The organism is Halalkalibacter hemicellulosilyticusJCM 9152 (genome assembly GCF_000513115.1).
GTDB classification, from domain to species: Bacteria; Bacillota; Bacilli; order Bacillales; family Bacillaceae_D; genus Halalkalibacter; species Halalkalibacter hemicellulosilyticus.
Window position 1 is genome coordinate 156400 of the sequence record NZ_BAUU01000004.1, and the last position, 21937, is coordinate 178336.

Sequence of the window (21937 nt, forward strand, 5' to 3'; positions counted from 1 at the left end):
ATGTTTATTACATCAAGGGAAAAAATGATTATTGATCTAATTGTCAAAACTTCGGGTAAGCATACGATTCACTCTCTATCTACGTTCTTAGAAGTTAGTTCAAGAACGGTACAAAGAGATTTGAAATCAATCGAGAAGCTGTTAAAGCCCTTTGAGTTAGAACTGAAGAGGACGGCAACAGAAGGTCTATTTATTGATGGAAAAAATGAACAAATCTATCGATTAATACAGAGGTTGACTGGTATTAATCCGACTGATATCACCCCAGAACAACGAAAGTTGCAATTGCTTATTACGTTACTTCATGATGGACCGACATTTAAGAAGCAAGTTCTTGCTCGCAAGTTAGGTGTAAGCGGAGCAACATTGACTCTTTATTTAGATGATCTGACGGATTGGTTTCACAAATTTTCTATTAACCTGACTAGAAAAAGAGGCGTCGGATTAGAGTTAGTTGGAACGGAGTCGAGTAAACGTCATGCGCTTGCGAATTATTTCTTAGTTCATTTTTATGAAGATTTAATTGAAAGCTTATATTTGCTAAGTCAAGGAAATCGCTCGAATAAGAATATACTTGGCTATTTTTCACCTCGTTATTTAGTTGTGATTGATGAACTTGTGAATCAGAAGATAAACAAAGGGCAAACAAGGCTAGCAGACAATGATTACACAGGGCTAATCGTCTATATTTGCATTACGCTTCAGCGAATTGAGCATCATTTTATACTTGAACAGGAAATAGTAACAGAGCATGACTATACGAGTGAATTTAATCTTGTGTCAACAATATGTGAAGAGCTTCAAGATCAGCTTTCGATTTCACTAGATAAGAGCGACGTTCATTTTTTGACCGTTGTTTTAAAAGGGTCAAAGGTGCAAGCGGCTGATGTTGTTGGTTACGACAGTGTTTTACTAGGTAAGTTGATAAAAAAAGTCATTCAAGATGTGTCTGATCAATTGAATGTTCATTTAATGGATGACTTTTCGTTGTATCAAGGATTGCTAGCCCATATGGAGCCATCGATTTTCCGTTTGAAGCAAAAACTTGATTTATTTAATCCTTTGACGAATGAAATTAAAAGGAAATATTCAGTGTTATTTATGGTTGTGCAGAACAGCTTGGAAAAACAATTTGAGGATATTCACTTTCCGGATGATGAAATTGCGTTTATTGTGCTTCACTTTGGTTCGGCTTTAGTGAAGCGCGAGGAGAGTATAAAGGTACATGCTGTTATTGTTTGTCCGACAGGTATTGGAACGTCCAAAATGCTTGCGAGTCGTGTTCAAAAGGAGCTATCAGAAATTCATAACGTTGAAATATTGTCGATAAAAGAATTCCAAAAAGCTGATTTGAATGAGTATGATCTTGTCATTTCAACGGTCAGGCTGCCTTTTGTTGAAGTCGATTATATTTTAGTTAGTCCGTTGTTAAGCGAGAAAGACATTAGTTCAATTCAAGATTATTTACAAAAGCATCTAGAGGTTGTCACACGAAAGAAGATTCACGTTACAGCTTCCATCGAACGGGATGAGAAAACGAGGAACAATCGTCAAGACGTGAAAAGCTTGTTGAAGGAAATTCAGGAGGTTCATTCAAGCATGGAAGCGATTCTCTCAAATTTACGTGTGTATTGGAAACAATCTGATGAGGGTCATTGGAAAGTTATTGAACAAATAGTAGATGAGATTGAACAAGGTGGTCTCGTGACAAATCATACCAATGTAATAAAAGAACTAAAGGAGCGCGAGAAAAACGGTGGACTTGGTATACCAAATACGAATATGGGACTGTTTCATTGCAGAGAAGAAAGTGTAGCTGAACTCATCTTTCAAGTCGCCCATTTAGATAAACCTTGTACAATCAAAGGCATGGATGGAAAGGATATGCAAATGAAAAATCTGCTATTAATGCTGGCTCCTAAACATATGAGCAAGCGTGAGCAGGAGGTTCTAAGCATGATAAGTACAAGTTTAATTGAAAATGACATTGCGATGATGATTTTTTCGTCTTCGAATGAAGGAATGATTCGTAAGAAGTTAGAGGATACATTTTTAGATTACTTACAAAATAATTTGATAAAGGAGTGATGAATGTTGAAACAAGTCGTTCATTTTGGGGCAGGAAATATAGGGAGAGGATTTATCGGAGCTCTCTTTTCACAATCAGGCTATCATGTCACGTTTGTCGACATAGCTGAACAAATTATTCATCAATTAAATACAGAACGAAGCTATCAAGTGAAGCTAGCTACCGAAGAGCAGCAATCAATGACGATTGAACACGTTTCTGGATTAAATAATTTGAGTCAGGAAAAAGAAGTCATCGCTGCAATTAAGGAAGCAACTTATTTAACAACGGCAATTGGACCGTCTATTTTGCCACGGATAGCACCCTTGATAGCTAAGGGGATTGCAGAGCGCATTGCTATATCAGATGAAAAGCTCTATGTGATCGCTTGCGAAAATCAAATTAGTGCGACTGATATGTTAAAGGAATATATATTAGAGTATCTTGATGAGGGAATAAAGCAGAAGCTGAAAAATAGAATTTTTTTCTTTAATTCGGCTGTTGATCGAATTGTCCCGATTCAGGATCAGAGCTCACTTGATGTACTTGTTGAGCCTTACTTTGAATGGGTAGTGGAGACAAATGAACATATTCCATATGTAGAAGGAATGACCATTGTGGACGATCTTGCTCCATTTATCGAGCGTAAATTATTTACGGTTAACACCGGTCATGTGGTCATCGCCTATTTAGGGTACATGGAAGGAAAGGAGACTATTGATCAAGCGTTAAATGATGAGCGTATCGTACAGCAAGTGAGAGAAACGTTGAAGGAAACGGGTGCTTACTTAGTGAAGGAGTATGGCCTTGATGAAGAGGAGCATTTAACGTATATTCAAAAAAATATCGAACGTTTCAAAAATCGTTATTTAAATGATGGTGTTACACGTGTTGGTCGTGCCCCGATTCGGAAATTAGGTCCACAAGATCGCTTAATCCGTCCTCTTACGCAGGCGTATAAGGCAGGGTTACCGTATACAAACTTGGCTAAAGCGATAGCAACTGCTTAATGTTCGATTATCGTGAAGATGAAGAGGCGTTAGAAATCCAAGCAATGATCAATGAGCATGGTCCTGCTTATGTGTTGAAAGCGGTCAGTATGTTAGATGAAAATAGTGATGTAGTGAAAGAGATTGTTCGTCACTATGATAAGTTGAAAGCAGAAATGTAACCTTTTGATTCTACTATTGTAAGCATTAAATTTATTACACCTTGGCAAAGGTAATAACAACAGTAACATTAGATAAGGATCAGAACTTTGATGTCAATGGAGCTTCAGCAGGATAACGATCCATGAAGGATTTCTTTCATGGATCGTTTGATTACAGGTTTATTTCCAAACATCGTTAGCAATTTCAACAACATGCCGTAGTTTGTCCCATTGCTGTTCTTCAGATAAGACGTTTCCTTCTTCAGTTGATGTGAAGCCACATTGAGGGTTTAAGCAAATTATTATGTGAAATAGTATGAGTAGCTAGACAAAAGTCATAGAGAGTTAATAGAGCCTGACTTCTTAGACATTCAAATAGTTAGAACGTAACTAGACAAAAATAGGAAGCTCAATTAGACTACTAGACAGATAAAGGGATTTGTTAGCTATCATATAATGGTGACGATTACAAAAAATGTTGTGTGCAGGCTATATAAAAGTTTATTATCTTTTCATATGAGTTCAATATCTCTTCTAGACATTAGAAGGAGGAATGGCTAATGGACTGTAATTGGTTGAGCTTCGGTTATAAAAAAAATGATACATACGGAATGGAGCATTATCACACTCATCGTGATTTTGAGATTTATTATTTTCATGAGGGTAGATCTAGAATCTTTATTCAGCATCGTATATATGACTTACATCCTGGTGATATAGTTATATTAAATGGCTTAACGAAGCATCGGACGTGTCCATTCCCTTCCCATTCGAATGTTCGTACGACAGTAGAATTCTTTCCTGAATATATTGAACCCGTGTTACAATCATTAGAAGCGATAGAATTGCTTGAATTATTTCAGAATTTGAATAATTCTCTTATCCGGGTTGAGGATAAAACGCACCTGACAGAGATTGAGTCATCCTTGTTGAAAATCAAACAGATCTTTTCTCATAGTAGAGAAAATTACTTTATTAATAGACGGTTAGTAGAAAGCAAAGTGAAGCATTTGCTTGTGGAACTATTATTTGAAATTAATCATTTATCTCAGTTACCATTTGCCGAAATTGTGACGAAAAAAAGTAAGTCAGATAGACAAATTGAATACATGTTAGCGTGGATTATGGATCATCACATGGAAAAGATAAGCTTGGATCGACTTTCACAGGAATTTAAATTAAACAAACATTATATCCCTCACCTTTTTAAGGAATCGGTGGGTATGACTGTAATGGAGTACGTGATGAATTGTCGAATTGATAAAGCGAAATTTATGCTTGAAATGGAGCCTTACAAAAATATATCAGATATTTCTATGGACGTAGGATTCGAAAGCAGCGCCCATTTTAGTCGGGTATTTCGACAAAAGGTAGGGTTGTCTCCATCGCTTTTTCGGAAGCGACAAGTAAGAAGGAGTTATCAGCAAATATGACAACGTTTGCATGTTGAGCTGAATATGAATTGATATGGTTGCTTTTAACTATATTGGTTACGTATACTAGATAGTAGATTCGACTAGGGGACCGTACTAGTTTCTTCGTAAGCGCAGAGAGAGCAATTCGACCCTTTTTGATCTAGTTCATATTAGCATAGGGAAGTGGAATTGGTCATTGAGTAGATGACAGCATGATGCTACTCTTTGCTTTCAACACTATCTCTTACGTAGGGGATAGTTTTTTTATTGTTCACATAATCAAAATTTATTAAATTCATGGAAGGAAGTGTGAGATGAACCGAAGAAGATAGCACTGCCATTCAATTAAGAAGAGGAGTGATTAGTATGAGTCAATTATTTACAGATCGTCTATGGAACAAAGTTGAGCCGATTTGGAATTCATATTTAGAGCATCCATTTGTGAAGGGACTAGGAGATGGGACGTTAGAGCAAGAAAAGTTCAAGCATTGGTTAAAGCAGGATTATGTCTATTTAATTGAATACTCGCGCTTATTTGCGTTAGGTGCTTCGAAGTCAGAAGATTTAGAAATGATGACTACTTTTGCGAAACTATTGCATGGAGTCTTAGATGTGGAAATGGAGCTTCACCGAAACTATGCAGCTGATTTTGGCATTTCCGCAGAGGAGCTAGAACAAACTGAGCCTTCTGCGATTACGACGGCTTATACGAGCTATATGCTCAATTTATCACAACGCGGTGGGGTTGAGAATGTAGTGGCTTCTGTATTAGCTTGTGAATGGAGCTATCTTTTTATCGGATCATCCCTTGCCAAATGGCCTGGTGCACTGGAGGATAATTTTTATAGAAGCTGGGTAGAAATGTATAGTTCTGCGGAATTTACAGAACTTGCAGAAAGCAGTAAGCAATTAATGAATAAGGTTGCGGAAAGAAAGTCTGAACAGGAGTTAGCGAGATTAGAAGAGATTGTTGTAAGAACGAGCCAGCTTGAGTATATGTTTTGGGATATGGTTGAGGGCAAAGAGGGCTGGCCAGTTCAGGTTGAAACCTAGAAAAAGAGCTCATTTTACTTTAATTTTAAAAACAAGCATAGATTAAAATTTTTTAAAAGGAGATTGATACACGATGGCGATGCTACAAGTTAACTTTTACTCAAAAGCGATGAGAAGAGAAGTCACATTTAATGCGCTCATTCCATTGGATACGATGGAAATGCCCGGGAGAGAGAAAGATGTGCAACAGCCGATGCGAGCTCTATATCTTTTAAATGGGTACACGGGTAGCCATACAGATTGGATTAGTTTTACTAGAATACGTGAGTTGTCTGATAAGCATCGTATTGCTGTTTTCATGCCAGCAGGGGAGAACCATTTCTATGTCGATGATGAGGACAAGGGGGCGCTGTATGGGGAGTATGTTGGCAATGAGATAGTTACCTATACTAGAGAGCTGTTTCCTATTTCTCATCGTAAAGAAGATACGTTTATTGGTGGTTTATCGATGGGAGGATACGGTGCTATTCGAAATGGGTTGAAATATGCAGAAAATTTCAGCAAAATAATCGCATTATCCTCAGCATTGATTACATACAAAGCTCAAAATGCTGATACTGATTTTAATGATGGGATTGCTGATTATAACTATTTTCGTAGAGTGTTTGGAGATTTGACGAAGCTTGAAGGTAGCGATAAGGATCCAGAAGCGCTAATCAAACGTGTAAAGGATGCGAAAGTTGAAATTCCTGCTATTTACATGGCGTGTGGAACGGAGGATTTTTTACTAGACGTAAACCATAAGTATCGCGATTATTTAAATGCTGAGCAAATTGATTTTATATATATAGAAGGGCCAGGAGAGCATTCATGGGCCTTTTGGGATGAATATATCGAGAAAGCGATTACGTGGGCAGTTGAATGATGGTGTTATGAGCGTACTAATTGATAGAGGTTAAAAAGACTACTGAAAGGTAACGTATTTCTTTGCAGTAGTCTTTTTATCGTAGTTTAACGTATTAATAATATGATGACGATAAAATTTGGAAATGCTAAAATGAATGAGAAGAAGTTATCTAAGTCAAAGGAGTCAATTTGCCGTGTACATAAAAACATTAAAAGTCGGGTCTATCATTATCATGCTTTTTGTCATTATTTATTTGGGAACCTTGATTGATTGGATCTTTCGACCTGTTGTCGTGTTTGTTCAAACGTTATTTTTTCCTATTTTGATCGCCGGTATTTTATTTTATCTATTAAGACCTCTCGTTCATTTGTTAAGTAAAAAAATACCTAGAGTGTTATCCATTATGATTATATATGTCGCTTTACTAATAGTGGGTATCATTTTCATATCAATTATTGGTCCGGAAATCCAAAAGCAATTTACGAATTTTATGAATAATATTCCTGTTATTTTTGCTGAGTTGCAGTTATTAATTGCGGAAATACAGCGAAATGATTGGATTGAACGTATTGGTTTAACGGAAACGTTTGAAATTGAAGGTCAAATTGAACAAATAGGTGCTATCATTGGAGGGATTCTTGGCGATCTTGTTCCTAGAAGTGTCGGTTTTATTGGTTCGATCTTTAGTGCATTATTAATGTTATTAATTATCCCTTTTCTCCTTTTCTATTTGTTGAAAGAAGGAGAAAAGCTTCCGAAATATATGGTTCGTTTTTTTAACAAGGAGAAACAAGATGAAGTACGCAAAATATTGACGAATATGGATAAAACGTTAAGTAGTTATATTCAAGGAGTGTTAATTGTTTGCTCGTTCATTGGTGTTCTTTATTATATTGGTTTCACAAGTATTGGCTTAGAGTATGCGTTGATTTTAGCGATGATTGGTATGCTCACCAATGTCATTCCGTATGTGGGACCTTGGATTGGTGCTGTACCATCCTTTATTGTCGGATTGCTTCATTCACCGATGATGGCGTTACTCGTGCTGATCATTGTTGTGGTCATTCAGCAAATTGAAAGTATTTTTGTTCAGCCGCAAATTATCGGAAAGAAGATGTCGATTCATCCAGTAACGGTGTTAATTTTAGTGTTAGTTGCAGGTCGTTTTATAGGTGTGTTAGGAATGATTCTTGTCATTCCGACCTATGCAGTTTGTAAGGTGATTGTAACTCATTTATATGGATTATGGAAGGTGAAGGCGGAGGAAAGAGCGAATATGCCGTGATTCATCTCTATGATAAAGAAGCGCACATGGCATTTTGGTGGATGCTATGTGCGCTTTTAGTGTTTGAATCTTCTATTGATTGAAATACTTTTGTCTCAGTTTCTCAATGTATGGATTCATAACTATGATTCATCTATGCTACTAGTTTGTGACTGTATTAAACCTTTAGTGAACCACGAAACCCTCTAGCAGCATAATAAGAAGAAGCACCGTTATGATAGACGAAGACATGATCATAACGATAATCGCAAAAGAGAGCGCCGCCAAGCTCTCTAATATTAGAGGGTGTTTGAACCCAGCTAGACGTTTTCAAATCAAATTGCCCCAGATTTTGCAACTCTCGATATTGTTCTTCAGTTAAAAGCTCAATGCCCATTTCTGTTGCCATATCGATCGCGTTATGTTTTGGGGGGGGTTTCTTCCTTGATTCCAGCGCTTCACGGTCGTAGCAAGTACTTCTGCGACCTTTAGGACTTTCTGTTGAACAATCATAAAACATATATTCATCCGTTATTTCATCATAGCTAACAACATCTGGTTCACCGCCACTGGTCTCCATTTCATTAAGTGACCAAAGTTTTTCCGAGTTTACTTCTAGCTTATCTTTGAGTGACTCCCACTTAAAGCCTTCATGTCGGTGCATATTTTTCTTGAAGCGGTCTTGTAATGTTTTGAGCAACTCTTCACGTCGTTCGAGCGATAACTCCTTTTTATCGCTATTATCATGTTCAGCTGTCATCTTATTTTCCTCCCTTTTTCAGGTTTTCATTTAAAAGCCCATTCGTAATAGATAGATGACCTAATTTTAATAACCTTAACAGATTAAAAATAGAAAATTCACCCTGAAAGTTATTGTCGTTATTTTCCTTCTTATTATAAGATAAAGGAGCAGTAGTTGAAAGGGGGGCGCATCTGGGATTTTATCGTCATTTTCATTGTTTTTTTCATTATTATTATGATTCCTATGTATTCGCTCATTCGTTTCATTTTAAGTTGGATCAAGCCACGTAAAGGCAAGTCTAGGTTGTTTTGATGGAAAAATAACGGATATTATTTATGTGTTCTTTGTGTCTACTTTTATTCGTACTATATACAGCGGATTAAAAATCCAGAAAATGGAATTTGTATTCAGTAAAGTGAGTTAAGGCAGAATTCTTCTAACTACTAACATCTATTTAAATTACGAATGATAAGGCTATTGGAAAAGTTGATTTGTCCTTTTTCAGTGGCTTTTTTTTACGATAAGAAAGTATAACATTCGAGGAAGAAATGTGAGAAGAATCGAAGAAGCAAGTGGGATCATCCCATGAAGAGCGTTGGCTTCGCTCGATACACGTAATTCTGAAAGAAGCCCACTTTCAGAATTACTGAAAACCGTTGAAACGGCTGCACACAATGCAATTAAGAAAAGACGCAGTCGCGTTTTTCTTAGATAAAAATTTATTAGTATGACATAAACAGGATGAAAAGGTTACGTTCTCGATGCGGTTCCTCATTCCTCTATTTCGCTCCTCATTCCCTGTTTTTATGTTGTTCCGGTTCCTCATTCCTCTATTTAAGCTAGATGAGTCCAAAAGGGGACATGAAAGCCAAAATAGCGGAAAGAGGACTACATTTTCTTCTCAGGAAGTGTTTTTTCTCTTATTTAGAGGAATGAGGGTTACATTTGTTGGTTGGAACTGTGCAAGTAGGTTCGTAAAAGTTGTCGTCCACGCATGATGCACGCATTTATAAGTTTAACCCTATTAACGGCACCGAACAACGCAATCAAGAAAATATTGACATATGCTAAATACAGTCATAATATGAACATATGAATAAAATATAAAAATGTTCATAAGGTGGGACTGAAATGCCAAGTGGATTTAATAAAGAAGAGCAAGAGCACATTAAAGAGAAGTTACAGGAAGCAGGGAGACGACTGTTCGGATCTGTTGGATTGAAAAAAACGAGTATAAAGGATTTAACAGAGTACGCTGGAATTGCGCAAGGGTCGTTCTATAAGTTTTACGATTCAAAGGAGGTTCTTTATTTTCGGTTGTTGGAGAAAGATGAAGAAGAAATCAAACAAGCGCTTATGATCAAGTTTGCATCGGAGAAGACGATGGATGAAAGCGTATTAGCAGAAGGGCTGATCGAATCGATTAAACAGGTCGAGCAATACCCTTTGATTCGCAGACTTTATACGACAGATGAATACGAAAAGGTTGTACGTAAGCTCCCTAAGGAACTTTTAGAAGAGCACGGAAAGGAGGATACGGTCAGTTTAGCACCTTTGTTGGATCAGTTAAAAATGGAAGGGAAAATCGATTCTCAGCTATCAAATGATGTGGTGAGTGGAGCATTAAGAGCGCTCTTTTTAATGATGATTCATAAAAAGGAAATTGGTGAAGAGGTGTATGAGGATAGTTTATATTTTTTAGCCGAAGCAGTGGCAATGAGAGTTTTTAAGGAGGTGAAGTGATGATTCAAGTAAAGAATTTAACGTTTACGTATCCGAAGAACCTTAAACCAACGATACAAGGTGTGGATGTGTCGATAGATAAAGGTGAAATTTTTGGCTTTTTAGGTCCATCCGGTGCTGGCAAAAGTACATTGCAAAAAATCTTAATTGGGGTGTTAAAAGGGTATAAAGGTGACGTCACGTTTTACATCATAATATGAAACATACAGATACACACTTTTACAATCGTTTAGGAGTTGCGTTTGAAACGCCTAATTTTTATCAAAAATTCACAGCAGCTGAAAATCTACAATTCTTTCAATCATTTTATAGAAAGAATCGGTTAGATGGTCAGGAGCTAATGGCTAAGATGGGGCTAAGTGATGCTTATCATACAAGGGTTTCTGAGTTTTCAAAAGGGATGAAAATGCGCTTGAATCTTTGTCGGGCTTTTTTGCATGATCCAGAGCTTATTTTCTTAGATGAACCGACATCAGGCTTAGACCCTGTTAATGTGAAGAAAGTAAAGAACTTTATTTTAGAGAAGAAAGCTCAAGGAAAAACGATTATATTAAATACCCATAATATGAGTGTAGCTGAAGAGCTTTGTGATCGAGTCGCCTTTATTGTCAACGGGAGTATTAAATTGATCGAATCTCCTACAGTGTTAAAGAAGCAATATAGTGAAAAAATCGTTACTGTCATCTATGAAAACGAAGGTGTGGAAATAAGAAAGCAGTTTGAACTTAAAAAGCTCGGGCAACACACTGTGTTTCAGAACATTTTAAAGCAAGATCAAATCGTAAAGATTGAAACAGAAGAAAAGACATTAGAAGATATCTTTATTGCTTTTACGGGGAGGAATCTCCAATGATGAGACTGTTGAAGCAAGACGTTCAGTTTCAATTTAGGCACGGGTTTTATTATGTATATGCTTTTGTTACGGTTGTCTATATTGCGATTTTATTATGTATCCCAAGTGATTATCGTAGCTTTTGGACGGTTCTTATTATTTTTACTGATCCAGGAACATTAGGCTTCTTCTTTGTTGGGACGATTATCATGCTAGAGAGAAATCAGCAGCTATTAACGTACATGTTTATTACACCATTGAAGTTAAGCTCCTATCTTCTATCAAAAATTATTTCATTAACGATTATTGCTTGGGTAACGAGTCTACTTATTGTCATGGTAACATTAGGAATAACGAACTCTATTCTATTATTGTCGTTGACGATTTTTCTTTGTAGCTTCTTCTTTACTTCATGCGGAATGGCGATTTCAGTAGATGCGCCATCACTTAATCATTTTATGTTTCGCTCAATCGTTTTATTGCTTGTTCTATGTACGCCACTTCTCCATTACTTGAACTGGGTTTCTTTTTCAATATTTGAAATAATGCCTAGTTACTCTGCGCTCATTTTGTTGCAAGTATCTATAGAGGGTCAAGGGATAATAAGTGGTGAGTCTCTTATCCATTTAAGCTTACTTATCATTTGGTCATTCGTCGCATTTTCCATCGCTTTCTACCGATTTCAAACATATATATCTGTTCAAACGGGTGAAAGCAAGGAGGTATCGATATGAATTCGATGCATAGAGAAGAGCGAATTTTCAATATGAAGAAAATCGTCTTATTTCTTAAGGGGGATATTCGTAGTACAATTCGCGATCCATTAATGTTATTTGTGTTCACGATTCCATTTCTTATGTATTTGCTCGTTACGTTCGGGTTGCCTTATGTTGATCAGCAAATCGTTCAGTTTAGTCACTTTCAGTTGATGGATCATCGCGTGTTTATCGTTGCGATGATTATGACGATGGTGCCGATGATGGTAGGGATGCTAACAGGGTATTTATTATTAGACGAAAAGGATGATGGAATTTTGCAGTATATGGAGGTTACCCCGTTAAAAAAAGCTGGTTACATCTGGTATCGTGTATCACTACCAGCCTTTCTTTCCTTCATGATCACGATGGTGATGGCATGTATTCTCTTGTTTCGTGAACCTGTTCATTGGAGCGTGCTCGTAGCGGCCGTTGTCGTTGTCTCTCTGTTAGGACCTGTAATTACGATGTATTTAGCTTCGTTCGCGCAAAATAAAGTCGAGGGAATTGCTTATACGAAGCTTATTAACCTTGTCATGATCGCCCCGGTCGTTACGTATCTATTTGATGGATGGTGGACATGGATAGGTTATGTCATTCCATTGACGTGGGGAGTAGAGGCGTTCATCGTTGCGATGAATGGAAATGGTAGTGTTAATTCTATGAATGTTGTGATCCTTATTACAGGAGGAGTAGCTGTGACGCTAGGCTGGTTGTATGTGCTTTACTTGAATTTTCAGCGGAGTGTTCATTGAGAGGATTTTAAGTGTATTAATGGTTATGAGTAACAAATAACCGAAATGAAAATAAAAGCCCTTAGCGTCAGTAGAAACTAAACCTAAGGGCTTTGGTATGCTTTAAGTGTTATTTTTTCACGACAGGAATCCAAATCTCACTTTTTTCATTGACGCTTGCCAATATTTCTGGCCCGCCTGCATGCTCATACACTGAAGTCGGAAACCATTCCGAATAAATTTGACCCCATGCTGTTTGAACCTGAGACCAATCGCCTTCTATTTCAAAGATGGCCCATGTATAGCTAGGGATATGAAGCTCAGATAGTTGAGTGGGACAAGGCTTTGTTGTAGCGACAGCTAAATAATAATCAAGCTCTCCCTCACTAGAACCCTCTTCTGAAAAATTGGCACATACGTTAATCACTCCACTTGGGGCTACATTAGAAAGCTGTTCAAGCAGCAAATATGTTTCATCACTAGTCGTTTCAATCATTTTTACAATTTGAGGATTATCCCCAGTTGGTACTAGCTGTACCCTCTCTTTTAATCCGACAATCCGAAAAGCTTCCTTCTGTTCCAATCTGTAATTCATTTCTGTTCCTCCTTGAATGGATAATTGGAAGGTCATACGCGGATAGGCTTTCAAAGATGAGCCATTGTTTCTAGACTCAGTTGGTGTAACACCGTGGATGCCGTGAAAAGCACGAGTGAAAGCATCGGGTGAGCTGTAGCCATATCTCAAAGCGATATCAATTACCTTATCATTGGAATGCTTGAGGTCGAACGCGGCTAATGTGAGTCGCCTTCTCCGAATATATTCAGATAAGGTGATGTCTGCTAGAAACGAAAACATTCGTTTGAAGTGATATTCGGAGCAATGAGCAAGCTGTGCAACCTTTGCTAGGTCAATACTTTCCTCTAAGTTCGCTTCAATATAACTGATCGCTTCATTCATACGTTTCAGTGAATCCAACTATATGACCTCCCTTCGATTCAAGAATAACAAACCTCCTTTAAAGGTACCCGACATTATGTGCACAATCAAGTCGGGTGTTTCTCAGTCGTAAATGGCGATGCTGGTAATCCTTCTTTATTATATAGGTTGGCTTTTTCAGGATTATCGGACCATGCATAGCGTACATGAACGGGATTATTGATTTGATTATGATATACGATGACGTGATCACCTTTTATCTCAGCCGTAGCAGCGATGAACCTCCGATCAGAACCACAAATTTCAAACGTTTGTAGCTCCCCACTCTTAGTCACTAAACCACTTCCAATATGATTAAATGATAGCTTGATTCGACTATCAGTTCGTTCCATCTTTTTATAGAGCGGCCCACTATACACGATATTTTTATCATAGGCTATATGCTTAGCACATAAGGCGAGTCGCTGGCCGACGCTTTTCTTATCTTGTGGATGTAGATCATTGTGCTCCCCAATATCTATCGTTACCGCCATCGCCGTATGTGAAATCGCTAGTGATTGTCGTTGCTCCTCTCGTAAGATCGCCCAATGATGATGTGGGTCTTCGGTATTTAAATTTGCTAGCTGTGCGTATAAGAAAGGAAGGTCTTGTTGCTGCCAATTCGTACGCCAATCCTGAACAAGCTTGGCAAAAAGCTGAGCATAGCCACTTGGATTTGCCGTATTGGATTCGCCTTGATACCAAAGGACCCCTTTCATATTCATTTGCTTGAGTGGAGCAATCATGCCATTGTACACGCCGCTAGGTTTGTATTGGAAGAAAGTTGGTGGATCAAGTGTTTCTGTTATCGCTCCAATCTTATATTTCCAACTACCTTCAAGCGTGATTTCTTTGCTGTTGGCGATAAGCTTATAAGGCATATCTGTTACAAAGGCTCCTGTCGTTTGTGTACTTATGACGCGGACGGCTAATGTATTCTTGCCAGGCTTCAATATTCCAGCTGGTATGTCGTAACGTCTTGGTGGATAGCGGTATGCAGTTGAACCGATGAGTGTGCCATTTATATACGTATCGTCAGCATCGATAATTGTCCCTAGTATGAGCTTCGCATTTCCCTCGCACATTTCACCAGATAAATGAAATTCTTTTCGAAACCAAACCGCTCCTCTTAATGACTCAAGTTCACTACCCTTCCAGGTGTTCGGAACGCTGAACTCTTGCCAATCATTCGTTGGAAGGTTCTCCTCATACCAAGCGGGCTTCTGCAAGCCAAGATCGTTGGCTTTTAATTGCTTATACCATTTAGAGTGACGCTCTTCATCTTGACGTTTTGTAAGTGAGACAAATGAATCATCTTTGTTTCGATCTAACTCATCATTTACGTTTCCAAGCTCACGTAATGTCTTTTCACTTAGCCATGCTTCAATAGGTGTTCCACCGACTGCTGCATGAACAAGCCCAATTGGTACCTCATATGTCTCGTAAAGCTCGTTTGCAAAGAAATAACCAACAGCGCTAAAATTTAACACATCTTGTGGAGTTACCTTTCTCCATGCCCCCTTCCACTAGCTGTTTTGGGTGATGAAATTGATACGTTTGCGGAACAGAAAATTGGCGAATGGAAGGGTTATGAACCGCTTTCATTTCGTCGGAAAATAAATCGAGTGTTCGCCTTACCGGTAGCTCCATGTTGGACTGACCACTTAACAACCAAACATCCCCAATTAATATATCCTCTATGACGATTGTTTCATCACCTGAAATCGTCATTTCATATGGACCACCATGGTTGAAGCTTCCTAGCATAATCGCCCAATTCCCATCATCGTCAGATGTCGTTTCATATGTACGGTGAAGAAAGGTTAATTGTACCGCTTGAGAAGGTTTTGTTTCCCCAGAAATGGTTATCGTCTGATGACGTTGAAGAACCATTCCACTACTTATGATACTGGATAATTTCATCTAGTTCCCCACTTTCTAATTGTTAGTATTTCATTCATTTTACAATAGATTGCTATTCTTATTGATTGTTATCCTTGAAATTCTTTAGTAATTTAAATGTTTTCTATCGTGGTTGAAGGGTACGAACAAATAAAGTAATTGCTGCGGTCAGGAATATAAATATAGTGGGAGGGGATAGATTGAAGTTAAAATGTAAAAATTCTAGGTGTTTCATCATAGAGATCGAAATGGATACATGGGGTGCTATTAGATCCGTTCGTTATCGGTTGGTTAATGAAGCTCACGTTCATTTAATCATCAAAACATTGAAATAACGATGTACAGCGTTTGTAAGAAAAGATCACTGTGATTTTTCTTTTTTAAAAGGAAAAGGGTTGACAGCGTTTTCAATGTTTGTTTTAATTGTTATTAAGTTAATAATTTCGATGAGACTTGGAGATCGACGAAGCTATGTGTCTAGTTTTTTGTAGACACCTTGTTTCGTTGATTTTTTTTTAGTAGAATGTCTCAGTTTTCATAAAAGTAATGAAAGTTGAATTATTAATGGAAGGGTATCATATCTGCCCATTATTTAAAGGGAAGTAATGTGTATTCATTCCATAAGTTGTCTTAAGGGCTTCTTTGATAATAGTCTACTATTAACATTCTCTCATCTAAAGCTCTTATGAACAGTATGTGATAAGGCATTAAGTGTTAAGGATAAAACAAAAAGTCATTGTTCTTGGAGGTAATGTAGTGGAGAAAAAATATGTATTAGCTTTAGATCAGGGGACAACTAGTTCAAGAGCTATTCTTTTTAACAAGCAAGGAGAAATCGTAGATATTGCGCAAAAGGAGTTTACACAAATTTTTCCAAATCCGGGTTGGGTTGAGCATAATGCCAATGAAATTTGGTCCTCGATCCTAGCAGTTATCGCCGAACTATTAAGTAAGTCAGAGGTTTCACCGAAGGAGATTGCTTCAATTGGTATTACGAATCAACGTGAGACAGTAGTTGTCTGGGAAAAAGAAACGGGTAAACCAATTTACAATGCAATCGTTTGGCAATCGCGTCAAACAGACGGTATTTGTGAAGAACTTAAGGAGCAGGGCCTTAATGAAACATTTAGAGATAAAACAGGACTATTAATTGATGCTTACTTCTCCGGAACAAAAGTGAAATGGATGTTAGACCATGTTGAAGGAGCACGTGAAAAAGCTGAGAAAGGTCAACTATTATTTGGAACGGTTGATACGTGGCTTGTTTGGAAGCTTTCTGGTGGGAGTGCACATGTAACGGATTATACGAATGCGTCTAGAACCCTCATGTTTAATATTTATGACTTGAAGTGGGATGAGGAGCTTTTAGATATATTAGGTGTACCAGCCTCGATGCTACCTGAAGTTTGCCCATCTTCACATGTATATGCGCATACGATTGATTATCATTTCTTCGGTGAAACTGTTCCGATTGCCGGAGTGGCTGGGGATCAGCAAGCAGCTCTATTCGGGCAAGCATGCTTTGAGCCAGGTATGGCAAAGAATACGTATGGAACTGGCTGCTTTATGCTTATGACAACAGGAGAAGAAGCGGTTAAGTCGAATCATGGCTTATTAACGACAATCGCTTGGGGGATCGATGGGAAAGTCGAGTATGCATTAGAAGGGAGTATCTTTGTCGCTGGCTCAGCGATTCAATGGCTTCGAGACGGGCTGCGAATGTTTCAATCAGCAGCAGATAGTGAAAGATATGCAACTAAAGTAAATTCAACCGATGGTGTTTATGTCGTGCCAGCCTTTGTCGGATTGGGGACACCTTATTGGGATAGTGATGTCCGGGGGGCTGTTTTTGGAATGACACGTGGAACGGAGAAAGAGCACTTCATTCGCGCTACGTTAGAATCGTTAGCTTATCAAACGAAGGACGTATTAGATGCGATGGAAGCAGACGCTGGAATCGATCTCAAAGCTTTAAGAGTTGATGGTGGGGCAGTAGCAAACAATTTTTTAATGAAATTCCAAAGTGATATTCTCAATGTACCTGTTCAACGACCAGTCATTCAGGAAACGACCGCTCTTGGAGCTGCTTATTTGGCAGGGCTTGCTGTTGGATTTTGGAAGGATAAAAATGAGATTACACAAAGATGGAACATTGATCGTACGTTTTCTGCTCAGATGGACGAATCAGAAAGAAAAGAATTATATGCCGGATGGAAACAAGCAGTCGAAGCAGCGATGAGATTTAAGCGAAGTTCTTCACAATAAGCTTAAAATGGTGAGTTTTAATAAGAGTTTTCATGAATTTGTTGGAACTAGTAATCTACTCTATAGATAAAAGGAGCATTAACAATGATTAAGGTTGCGATAATAGGAACAGGTGCAATTTCAACTTCTCATATTGACGCTTTTTTAGCATTTCAAGATCAATGCAAAATTGTTGCATTATGTGATATTTATTCAGAAAAGGCTCAAAAACAGGCCAAAGACTTTGATTTAGATGTAGAAATATATAACGAATATAAAGACGTAATGGCTCGTAATGACATAGATTTAGTTTCTATATGTACGCCTCCGTACACTCATGCGGATATTACAATTGAAGCTTTAGAGCAAGGAAAGCATGTTATTGTTGAAAAACCTATGGCGTCCTCATTAGAGGAATGCGATGCAATGAATGCGGCTGCTGAACAGAGCGGGAAAATTCTATCGGTTATTGCACAAAATCGTTTTACATCTCCAATGATGAAACTGAAGAGTGTGCTCGATTCTAAATTAATGGGAAAAATTCTCCATACTCAAGTAGATTCATTTTGGTGGAGGGGCTATTCTTATTATGATTTATGGTGGAGAGGCTTGTGGGAAAAAGAAGGAGGAGGATGTACTCTAAACCATGCGGTACATCATATCGATATATTTCGTTGGATGAATGGTATGCCAGCCGAAGTTACAGCGGTAATGAGCAATGTGGCACATGATAATGCCGAAGTAGAAGATATTTCAATCACAATTGGTCGTTATGTAAATGGTAGTTTAGCGCAAATTACAAGCTCCGTTGTCCATCATGGTGAAGAGCAACAGCTGATTTTTCAAGGGGAATTTGCCCGTGTCTCTGTCCCGTGGAAAGTAACGGCATCTAAACCACAAGAAAATGGATTTCCTGAAATTAATGAAGAACTAGAATCTAAAATACAGCAAGAATATGACTTACAACCAAATCTGCAGTATGAAGGTCATGCAGGACAAATTCAAGATGTTTTATTGGCTATAGAAGGGAAGAAAGATGTATTAGTGACTGGCAAGGATGGAAGAGAGACTTTGGAGCTTATTACGGCTATATACCAATCTTCTAGCTTAGGAGAAAGCGTTGCATTGCCTCTAGGGAAGAATAGCCCATTTTATTCTAGAGAAGGGGTTTTAAAGAATGCCACTTATTTTTATGAAAAGAAAAAAAGTATAGATAACTTCGCTACAAATGAGATTACGACAGGTGGCAAATATGAGTAATCATCATGGATTAGCTAATTCCACTGCCATTCAAGGGAGGAATAAAGAATGAGTAATAATGATGGGATGAATTATCAGCCAAAAGGAAAAGCAAGCAAAGTGATCGATAGTGGAGAATTTTTCTTTGCGGCAATTGGTTTAGACCATGGACATATTTATGCAATGTGTAATGGCTTGTTAGAAGCAGGCGGAGAATTGAAACTTGTTTATGATCCGGACTCAACAAAAGTAAAAGAATTTGTTGAAAAGTTCCCAAATACTAAAATAGCTAGTTCAGAGGAAGAAATATTGTTAGATCCGACGATTAAATTAGTTGCAAGTGCTAGAATCCCAGCAATGCGCTGTGAGTTAGGCTTAAGAACACTTGATAAAGGAAAACATTTCTTTGTAGACAAGCCTGCATTTACGACTAAAGAGCAATTGGAAGAAGCAAGGAAGAAAACGAAAGAAACAGGTTTGAAGTGGGGAATTTACTACAGTGAACGTTTACATGTTGAGGGGGCGATTTTGGCAGGTCAATTAATTGAAGATGGTGCAATTGGCAAGGTTGTTCAAGTAATTGGAACGGGTCCACACCGAGCTAATCCGTCGTCTAGACCAAACTGGTTTTTTGATCGTGATTATGTTGGTGGCATTTTATGTGATATTGGAAGCCATCAAATTGAGCAGTTTTTATATTATGCAGGAGCGAAGGATGCAAAAGTATTGCATAGTAAAGTAGCTAATTATAAATTTAAGAATTATCCTAAATTTGAGGATTTTGGAGATGCTACACTTGTTGCTGATAATGGTGCCACATTTTATTTTCGAGTAGATTGGCTAACACCAGATGGTTTAGGGACATGGGGAGATGGCCGTGTCATTATATTGGGAACAGATGGGTACATTGAAGTGCGGAAATATATAGACATTGCTAGAGATAAAAAAGGCGATCACGTTTATGTAGTAAATCATGAAGGAGAGCAGCATATTCATTGTCATGGTCAAGTAGGGTATCCATTCTTTGGAAAGTTTATTTTGGATTGTATGTATGGAAGCGAGGAAGCAATGAGTCAAGAGCATGCTTTTAAAGCAGCTGAATTATGTATTGAAGCACAAAATAAGGCAATACATTTGGATATGCCAGGTGGTTTTGTAGGTTAGTAGGATAAGTTCATTCTAAATAATTAGCTGCAAAGCAGTTCATTATATAGATCCATACTAAAAGGGGGATTTACAATGAAAAAAATAATTGGAAGCTTAATCATGGGAAGTTTGTTAGTGTTGGCATCTGCATGTGGGAATGATAATGCTGATCCACAAGAAACACCAACCGGGGACGAAAATGTAGAAGCAACAGAGCATAACTTAAGGCTGGCTCATAACTTGAGTGAAGATCACCCTGTTCATATGGGATTAGAAAGGTTTGTTGAAATAGTAGAAGAACGTTCTGAAGGTCAAATTACAATGGAGATTTTTCCTAATGCAGTGTTGGGTGAAGAAAGAGAGATATTAGAGCAAGTTCAAGTAGGTGGAGTCGATATTACAAAGGTCAGCGCAGCATCACTTGAAAATTTCTCATCACAATATTCAGTGTTTAGTTTGCCATATGTTTTTAGTGATGAAGATCATTTCTTTACGTCAATGGATTCTGAAGTGGTACAAGATCTATTTGATTCAACAAATGAAGAAGGTTTTGTAGGATTGACATGGTATGACTCTGGTGCTCGGAGCTTTTACACAAAAGATCAGCCGATTCTGCATCCAGATGATTTAAGTGGACTTCGAATTCGCGTAATGGATAGTCAAACTCAAATTGAAATGATGGAGGAATTAGGAGGATCACCGACACCAATGCCTTACGGTGAGATTTATACAGCGCTTCAGTCAGGAGTAGTAGATGGAGCGGAAAGTAACCCAACAGCCTTGACAACCGGAAAGCATGGGGAAGTTGCTAAAGCTTTCTCATTTGATGAACATGCACGAATTCCTGATATTGTCGTCATTAGCAGTGATTTGTGGAATGAGCTGACAGAAGGACAACAAGAATTACTAAGAGATGCAGCTAAAGAATCAACAGAGTATCAAAAAGAATTATGGGCTGAAGCTATTAATCAAGCTATTGATGAAGCTGAAGAAATGGGAGTGGAATTCTTCTATCCAGACCAGGAACCATTTTTTGAAGCTGTGCAACCAATGCATGAGAAGTATCGAGAAGATGAGCAAATCGCTGAACTGTTAGATGCTTTTGAAGCTTTGCGATAATAGGCAAACTCAGAATGAAGTGCCCCTCTCTTTTAGTGGGGCACTGACCATTTTAATAGATTTAACAAGCGTGATTCATAAAGAGAGATTAAGGTACTTATTTTGATGATAGATAAAGGTTTACCATTAAGGTGAATATGATTTCATAAAAAGAGGTGATTAAATATGCTGAAAATTTTAAAAAGAGTAAAAAACATCTTGAACAAAGGAATTATGATATTCGCCTCTATATTAACTGTTATTCTTGTTTGCGGAGCGCTATGGCAAGTATTTAGTAGGTATGTATTAAATGACCCAAGTGTATTTACCGAAGAGCTTTTACGATTTCTATTAATTTGGGTAGCTTTTTTAGGAACAACTTATGCCTTTGGCTCAAATGAACATTTAGCAATCACATTTGTGAAGAACAAGTTACGCGGTAAGAAGAAAAAGTCATTACAAATATTTATTGATGCCTCTATCGTATTTTTTGCAGCATTAATACTCGTTAAAGGTGGATATAGTATTACTATCTCAACTCTCAATCAATCTTCTCCAATTTTACAAATCCCAATGGGGTATATTTATGCTATTTTACCGGTTTCTGGGGTGTTGATTATATTTTATCAAATCATAAATGTCTTTGAGAGAAGAGAAGAGGAAAGTTCGATTGAACAAGCTGTAATTGCCCCTAGTTCTTCTAATCTAGAGAATAAAAAGGAGGGATAA

Annotated in this window: 19 protein-coding genes and 2 pseudogenes; 16 read left to right on the forward strand and 5 right to left on the reverse strand. The window is 37.8% G+C overall.

The genetic code is table 11. From position 1 onward, the window contains the following. Both JCM9152_RS03705 and JCM9152_RS03710 read left to right on the forward strand, forming a co-directional pair. A complete protein-coding gene (locus JCM9152_RS03705; RefSeq protein ID WP_035341032.1) occupies positions 1 to 2088 on the forward strand; it encodes a BglG family transcription antiterminator in 2088 nt (695 codons plus the stop codon). A gap of 6 nt (positions 2089 to 2094) precedes the next feature. Then, a pseudogene (locus JCM9152_RS03710) lies at positions 2095 to 3239 on the forward strand (mannitol-1-phosphate 5-dehydrogenase). 159 nt (positions 3240 to 3398) lie between these two features. Here JCM9152_RS03710 and JCM9152_RS22270 read toward each other — a convergent pair. Next, positions 3399 to 3518 (reverse strand): annotated as a pseudogene (locus JCM9152_RS22270) (5-methyltetrahydropteroyltriglutamate--homocysteine S-methyltransferase); the annotation flags it as partial. A 260-nt stretch (positions 3519 to 3778) separates the two neighbouring features. Here JCM9152_RS22270 and JCM9152_RS03715 point away from each other — a divergent pair. From JCM9152_RS03715 to JCM9152_RS03730, 4 genes are all read left to right on the forward strand, one after another. Further along, positions 3779 to 4651, forward strand: a complete 873-nt coding sequence (locus JCM9152_RS03715) for a helix-turn-helix transcriptional regulator (protein ID WP_035341035.1) — start codon at positions 3779 to 3781, stop codon at positions 4649 to 4651. A 348-nt stretch (positions 4652 to 4999) separates the two neighbouring features. Continuing rightward, positions 5000 to 5686 carry a thiaminase II gene (tenA, locus tag JCM9152_RS03720; RefSeq protein WP_035341037.1) on the forward strand — a complete coding sequence of 229 codons (687 nt, stop codon included), beginning with the start codon at positions 5000 to 5002 and terminating at the stop codon, positions 5684 to 5686. A gap of 73 nt (positions 5687 to 5759) precedes the next feature. After that, on the forward strand, positions 5760 to 6551 hold the full coding sequence (locus tag JCM9152_RS03725; RefSeq protein ID WP_035341039.1) for an alpha/beta hydrolase: 792 nt from the start codon (positions 5760 to 5762) through the stop codon (positions 6549 to 6551). A 175-nt stretch (positions 6552 to 6726) separates the two neighbouring features. Next, on the forward strand, positions 6727 to 7818 hold the full coding sequence (locus JCM9152_RS03730) for an AI-2E family transporter (protein WP_035341041.1): 1092 nt from the start codon (positions 6727 to 6729) through the stop codon (positions 7816 to 7818). A 157-nt stretch (positions 7819 to 7975) separates the two neighbouring features. Here the strand turns inward: JCM9152_RS03730 and JCM9152_RS03735 are convergent, their stop codons facing one another. Beyond that, complete coding sequence (locus tag JCM9152_RS03735) at positions 7976 to 8557, reverse strand: DUF4256 domain-containing protein (protein WP_035341043.1); 582 nt, start codon at positions 8555 to 8557, stop codon at positions 7976 to 7978. Positions 8558 to 9670: 1113 nt separating this feature from the next. On the opposite strand from JCM9152_RS03735, the gene JCM9152_RS03740 reads away from it, so the two are divergent. Genes JCM9152_RS03740 through JCM9152_RS03755 form a run of 5 tightly spaced genes read left to right on the forward strand, consistent with a single transcriptional unit; the run spans position 9671 to position 12624 of the window. Next, entirely contained in the window at positions 9671 to 10282 is a 612-nt protein-coding gene (locus tag JCM9152_RS03740; protein WP_035341045.1) for a TetR/AcrR family transcriptional regulator, read from the forward strand. Further along, entirely contained in the window at positions 10282 to 10482 is a 201-nt protein-coding gene (locus JCM9152_RS23905; RefSeq protein WP_369384514.1) for an ATP-binding cassette domain-containing protein, read from the forward strand. Before JCM9152_RS03740 ends, JCM9152_RS23905 begins: the two co-directional genes overlap by 1 nt. Next, on the forward strand, positions 10479 to 11135 hold the full coding sequence (locus tag JCM9152_RS03745) for an ABC transporter ATP-binding protein (protein ID WP_369384515.1): 657 nt from the start codon (positions 10479 to 10481) through the stop codon (positions 11133 to 11135). Before JCM9152_RS23905 ends, JCM9152_RS03745 begins: the two co-directional genes overlap by 4 nt. Then, positions 11132 to 11848: a fluoroquinolone export ABC transporter permease subunit gene (locus JCM9152_RS03750; protein WP_035341047.1), complete on the forward strand. Its 717-nt coding sequence runs from the start codon at positions 11132 to 11134 to the stop codon at positions 11846 to 11848. The genes JCM9152_RS03745 and JCM9152_RS03750 overlap by 4 nt, the downstream gene beginning before the upstream one ends. Then, positions 11845 to 12624: an Rv2686c family ABC transporter permease subunit gene (locus JCM9152_RS03755; RefSeq protein ID WP_035341049.1), complete on the forward strand. Its 780-nt coding sequence runs from the start codon at positions 11845 to 11847 to the stop codon at positions 12622 to 12624. Before JCM9152_RS03750 ends, JCM9152_RS03755 begins: the two co-directional genes overlap by 4 nt. Before the next feature lie 109 nt (positions 12625 to 12733). On the opposite strand, the gene JCM9152_RS03760 is transcribed toward JCM9152_RS03755, so the two are convergent. The 3 genes from JCM9152_RS03760 to JCM9152_RS23115 all read right to left on the reverse strand — a co-directional run bounded on the left by JCM9152_RS03760 (position 12734) and on the right by JCM9152_RS23115 (position 15502). Continuing rightward, a complete protein-coding gene (locus JCM9152_RS03760) occupies positions 12734 to 13579 on the reverse strand; it encodes an AraC family transcriptional regulator (RefSeq protein ID WP_035341051.1) in 846 nt (281 codons plus the stop codon). Between the two features lie 68 nt (positions 13580 to 13647). After that, the gene (locus tag JCM9152_RS03765; protein ID WP_235715611.1) at positions 13648 to 15069 is read right to left on the reverse strand and encodes a sialate O-acetylesterase; all 1422 of its coding nucleotides are present in this window, start codon (positions 15067 to 15069) and stop codon (positions 13648 to 13650) included. Then, on the reverse strand, positions 15056 to 15502 hold the full coding sequence (locus JCM9152_RS23115) for a hypothetical protein (protein WP_235715612.1): 447 nt from the start codon (positions 15500 to 15502) through the stop codon (positions 15056 to 15058). Before JCM9152_RS23115 ends, JCM9152_RS03765 begins: the two co-directional genes overlap by 14 nt. A gap of 735 nt (positions 15503 to 16237) precedes the next feature. Here JCM9152_RS23115 and glpK point away from each other — a divergent pair. The 5 genes from glpK (at position 16238) to JCM9152_RS03790 (ending at position 21937) form a co-directional block, all read left to right on the forward strand. After that, positions 16238 to 17746 carry a glycerol kinase GlpK gene (glpK, locus tag JCM9152_RS03770; protein ID WP_035341059.1) on the forward strand — a complete coding sequence of 503 codons (1509 nt, stop codon included), beginning with the start codon at positions 16238 to 16240 and terminating at the stop codon, positions 17744 to 17746. An 84-nt stretch (positions 17747 to 17830) separates the two neighbouring features. Next, positions 17831 to 18985, forward strand: a complete 1155-nt coding sequence (locus JCM9152_RS03775) for a Gfo/Idh/MocA family protein (protein ID WP_035341061.1) — start codon at positions 17831 to 17833, stop codon at positions 18983 to 18985. A 48-nt stretch (positions 18986 to 19033) separates the two neighbouring features. Continuing rightward, positions 19034 to 20128: a Gfo/Idh/MocA family protein gene (locus tag JCM9152_RS03780; RefSeq protein WP_035341064.1), complete on the forward strand. Its 1095-nt coding sequence runs from the start codon at positions 19034 to 19036 to the stop codon at positions 20126 to 20128. Positions 20129 to 20203: 75 nt separating this feature from the next. After that, positions 20204 to 21229, forward strand: a complete 1026-nt coding sequence (locus tag JCM9152_RS03785; protein ID WP_035341066.1) for a TRAP transporter substrate-binding protein — start codon at positions 20204 to 20206, stop codon at positions 21227 to 21229. 165 nt (positions 21230 to 21394) lie between these two features. Beyond that, a complete protein-coding gene (locus JCM9152_RS03790) occupies positions 21395 to 21937 on the forward strand; it encodes a TRAP transporter small permease (RefSeq protein WP_035341068.1) in 543 nt (180 codons plus the stop codon).

What these genes read in the sequence shown, in the direction of transcription:
- JCM9152_RS03705 (WP_035341032.1), top strand. Translation starts at nt 1, where the DNA reads ATGTTTATTACATCAAGGGAAAAAATGATTATTGATCTAATTGTCAAA.
- JCM9152_RS03715 (WP_035341035.1), top strand. Translation starts at nt 3,779, where the DNA reads ATGGACTGTAATTGGTTGAGCTTCGGTTATAAAAAAAATGATACATAC.
- tenA (WP_035341037.1), top strand. Translation starts at nt 5,000, where the DNA reads ATGAGTCAATTATTTACAGATCGTCTATGGAACAAAGTTGAGCCGATT.
- JCM9152_RS03725 (WP_035341039.1), top strand. Translation starts at nt 5,760, where the DNA reads ATGGCGATGCTACAAGTTAACTTTTACTCAAAAGCGATGAGAAGAGAA.
- JCM9152_RS03735 (WP_035341043.1), bottom strand. Translation starts at nt 8,557, where the DNA reads ATGACAGCTGAACATGATAATAGCGATAAAAAGGAGTTATCGCTCGAA.
- JCM9152_RS03740 (WP_035341045.1), top strand. Translation starts at nt 9,671, where the DNA reads ATGCCAAGTGGATTTAATAAAGAAGAGCAAGAGCACATTAAAGAGAAG.
- JCM9152_RS23905 (WP_369384514.1), top strand. Translation starts at nt 10,282, where the DNA reads ATGATTCAAGTAAAGAATTTAACGTTTACGTATCCGAAGAACCTTAAA.
- JCM9152_RS03745 (WP_369384515.1), top strand. Translation starts at nt 10,479, where the DNA reads ATGAAACATACAGATACACACTTTTACAATCGTTTAGGAGTTGCGTTT.
- JCM9152_RS03750 (WP_035341047.1), top strand. Translation starts at nt 11,132, where the DNA reads ATGATGAGACTGTTGAAGCAAGACGTTCAGTTTCAATTTAGGCACGGG.
- JCM9152_RS03755 (WP_035341049.1), top strand. Translation starts at nt 11,845, where the DNA reads ATGAATTCGATGCATAGAGAAGAGCGAATTTTCAATATGAAGAAAATC.
- JCM9152_RS23115 (WP_235715612.1), bottom strand. Translation starts at nt 15,502, where the DNA reads ATGAAATTATCCAGTATCATAAGTAGTGGAATGGTTCTTCAACGTCAT.
- JCM9152_RS03775 (WP_035341061.1), top strand. Translation starts at nt 17,831, where the DNA reads ATGATTAAGGTTGCGATAATAGGAACAGGTGCAATTTCAACTTCTCAT.
- JCM9152_RS03780 (WP_035341064.1), top strand. Translation starts at nt 19,034, where the DNA reads ATGAGTAATAATGATGGGATGAATTATCAGCCAAAAGGAAAAGCAAGC.
- JCM9152_RS03785 (WP_035341066.1), top strand. Translation starts at nt 20,204, where the DNA reads ATGAAAAAAATAATTGGAAGCTTAATCATGGGAAGTTTGTTAGTGTTG.
- JCM9152_RS03790 (WP_035341068.1), top strand. Translation starts at nt 21,395, where the DNA reads ATGCTGAAAATTTTAAAAAGAGTAAAAAACATCTTGAACAAAGGAATT.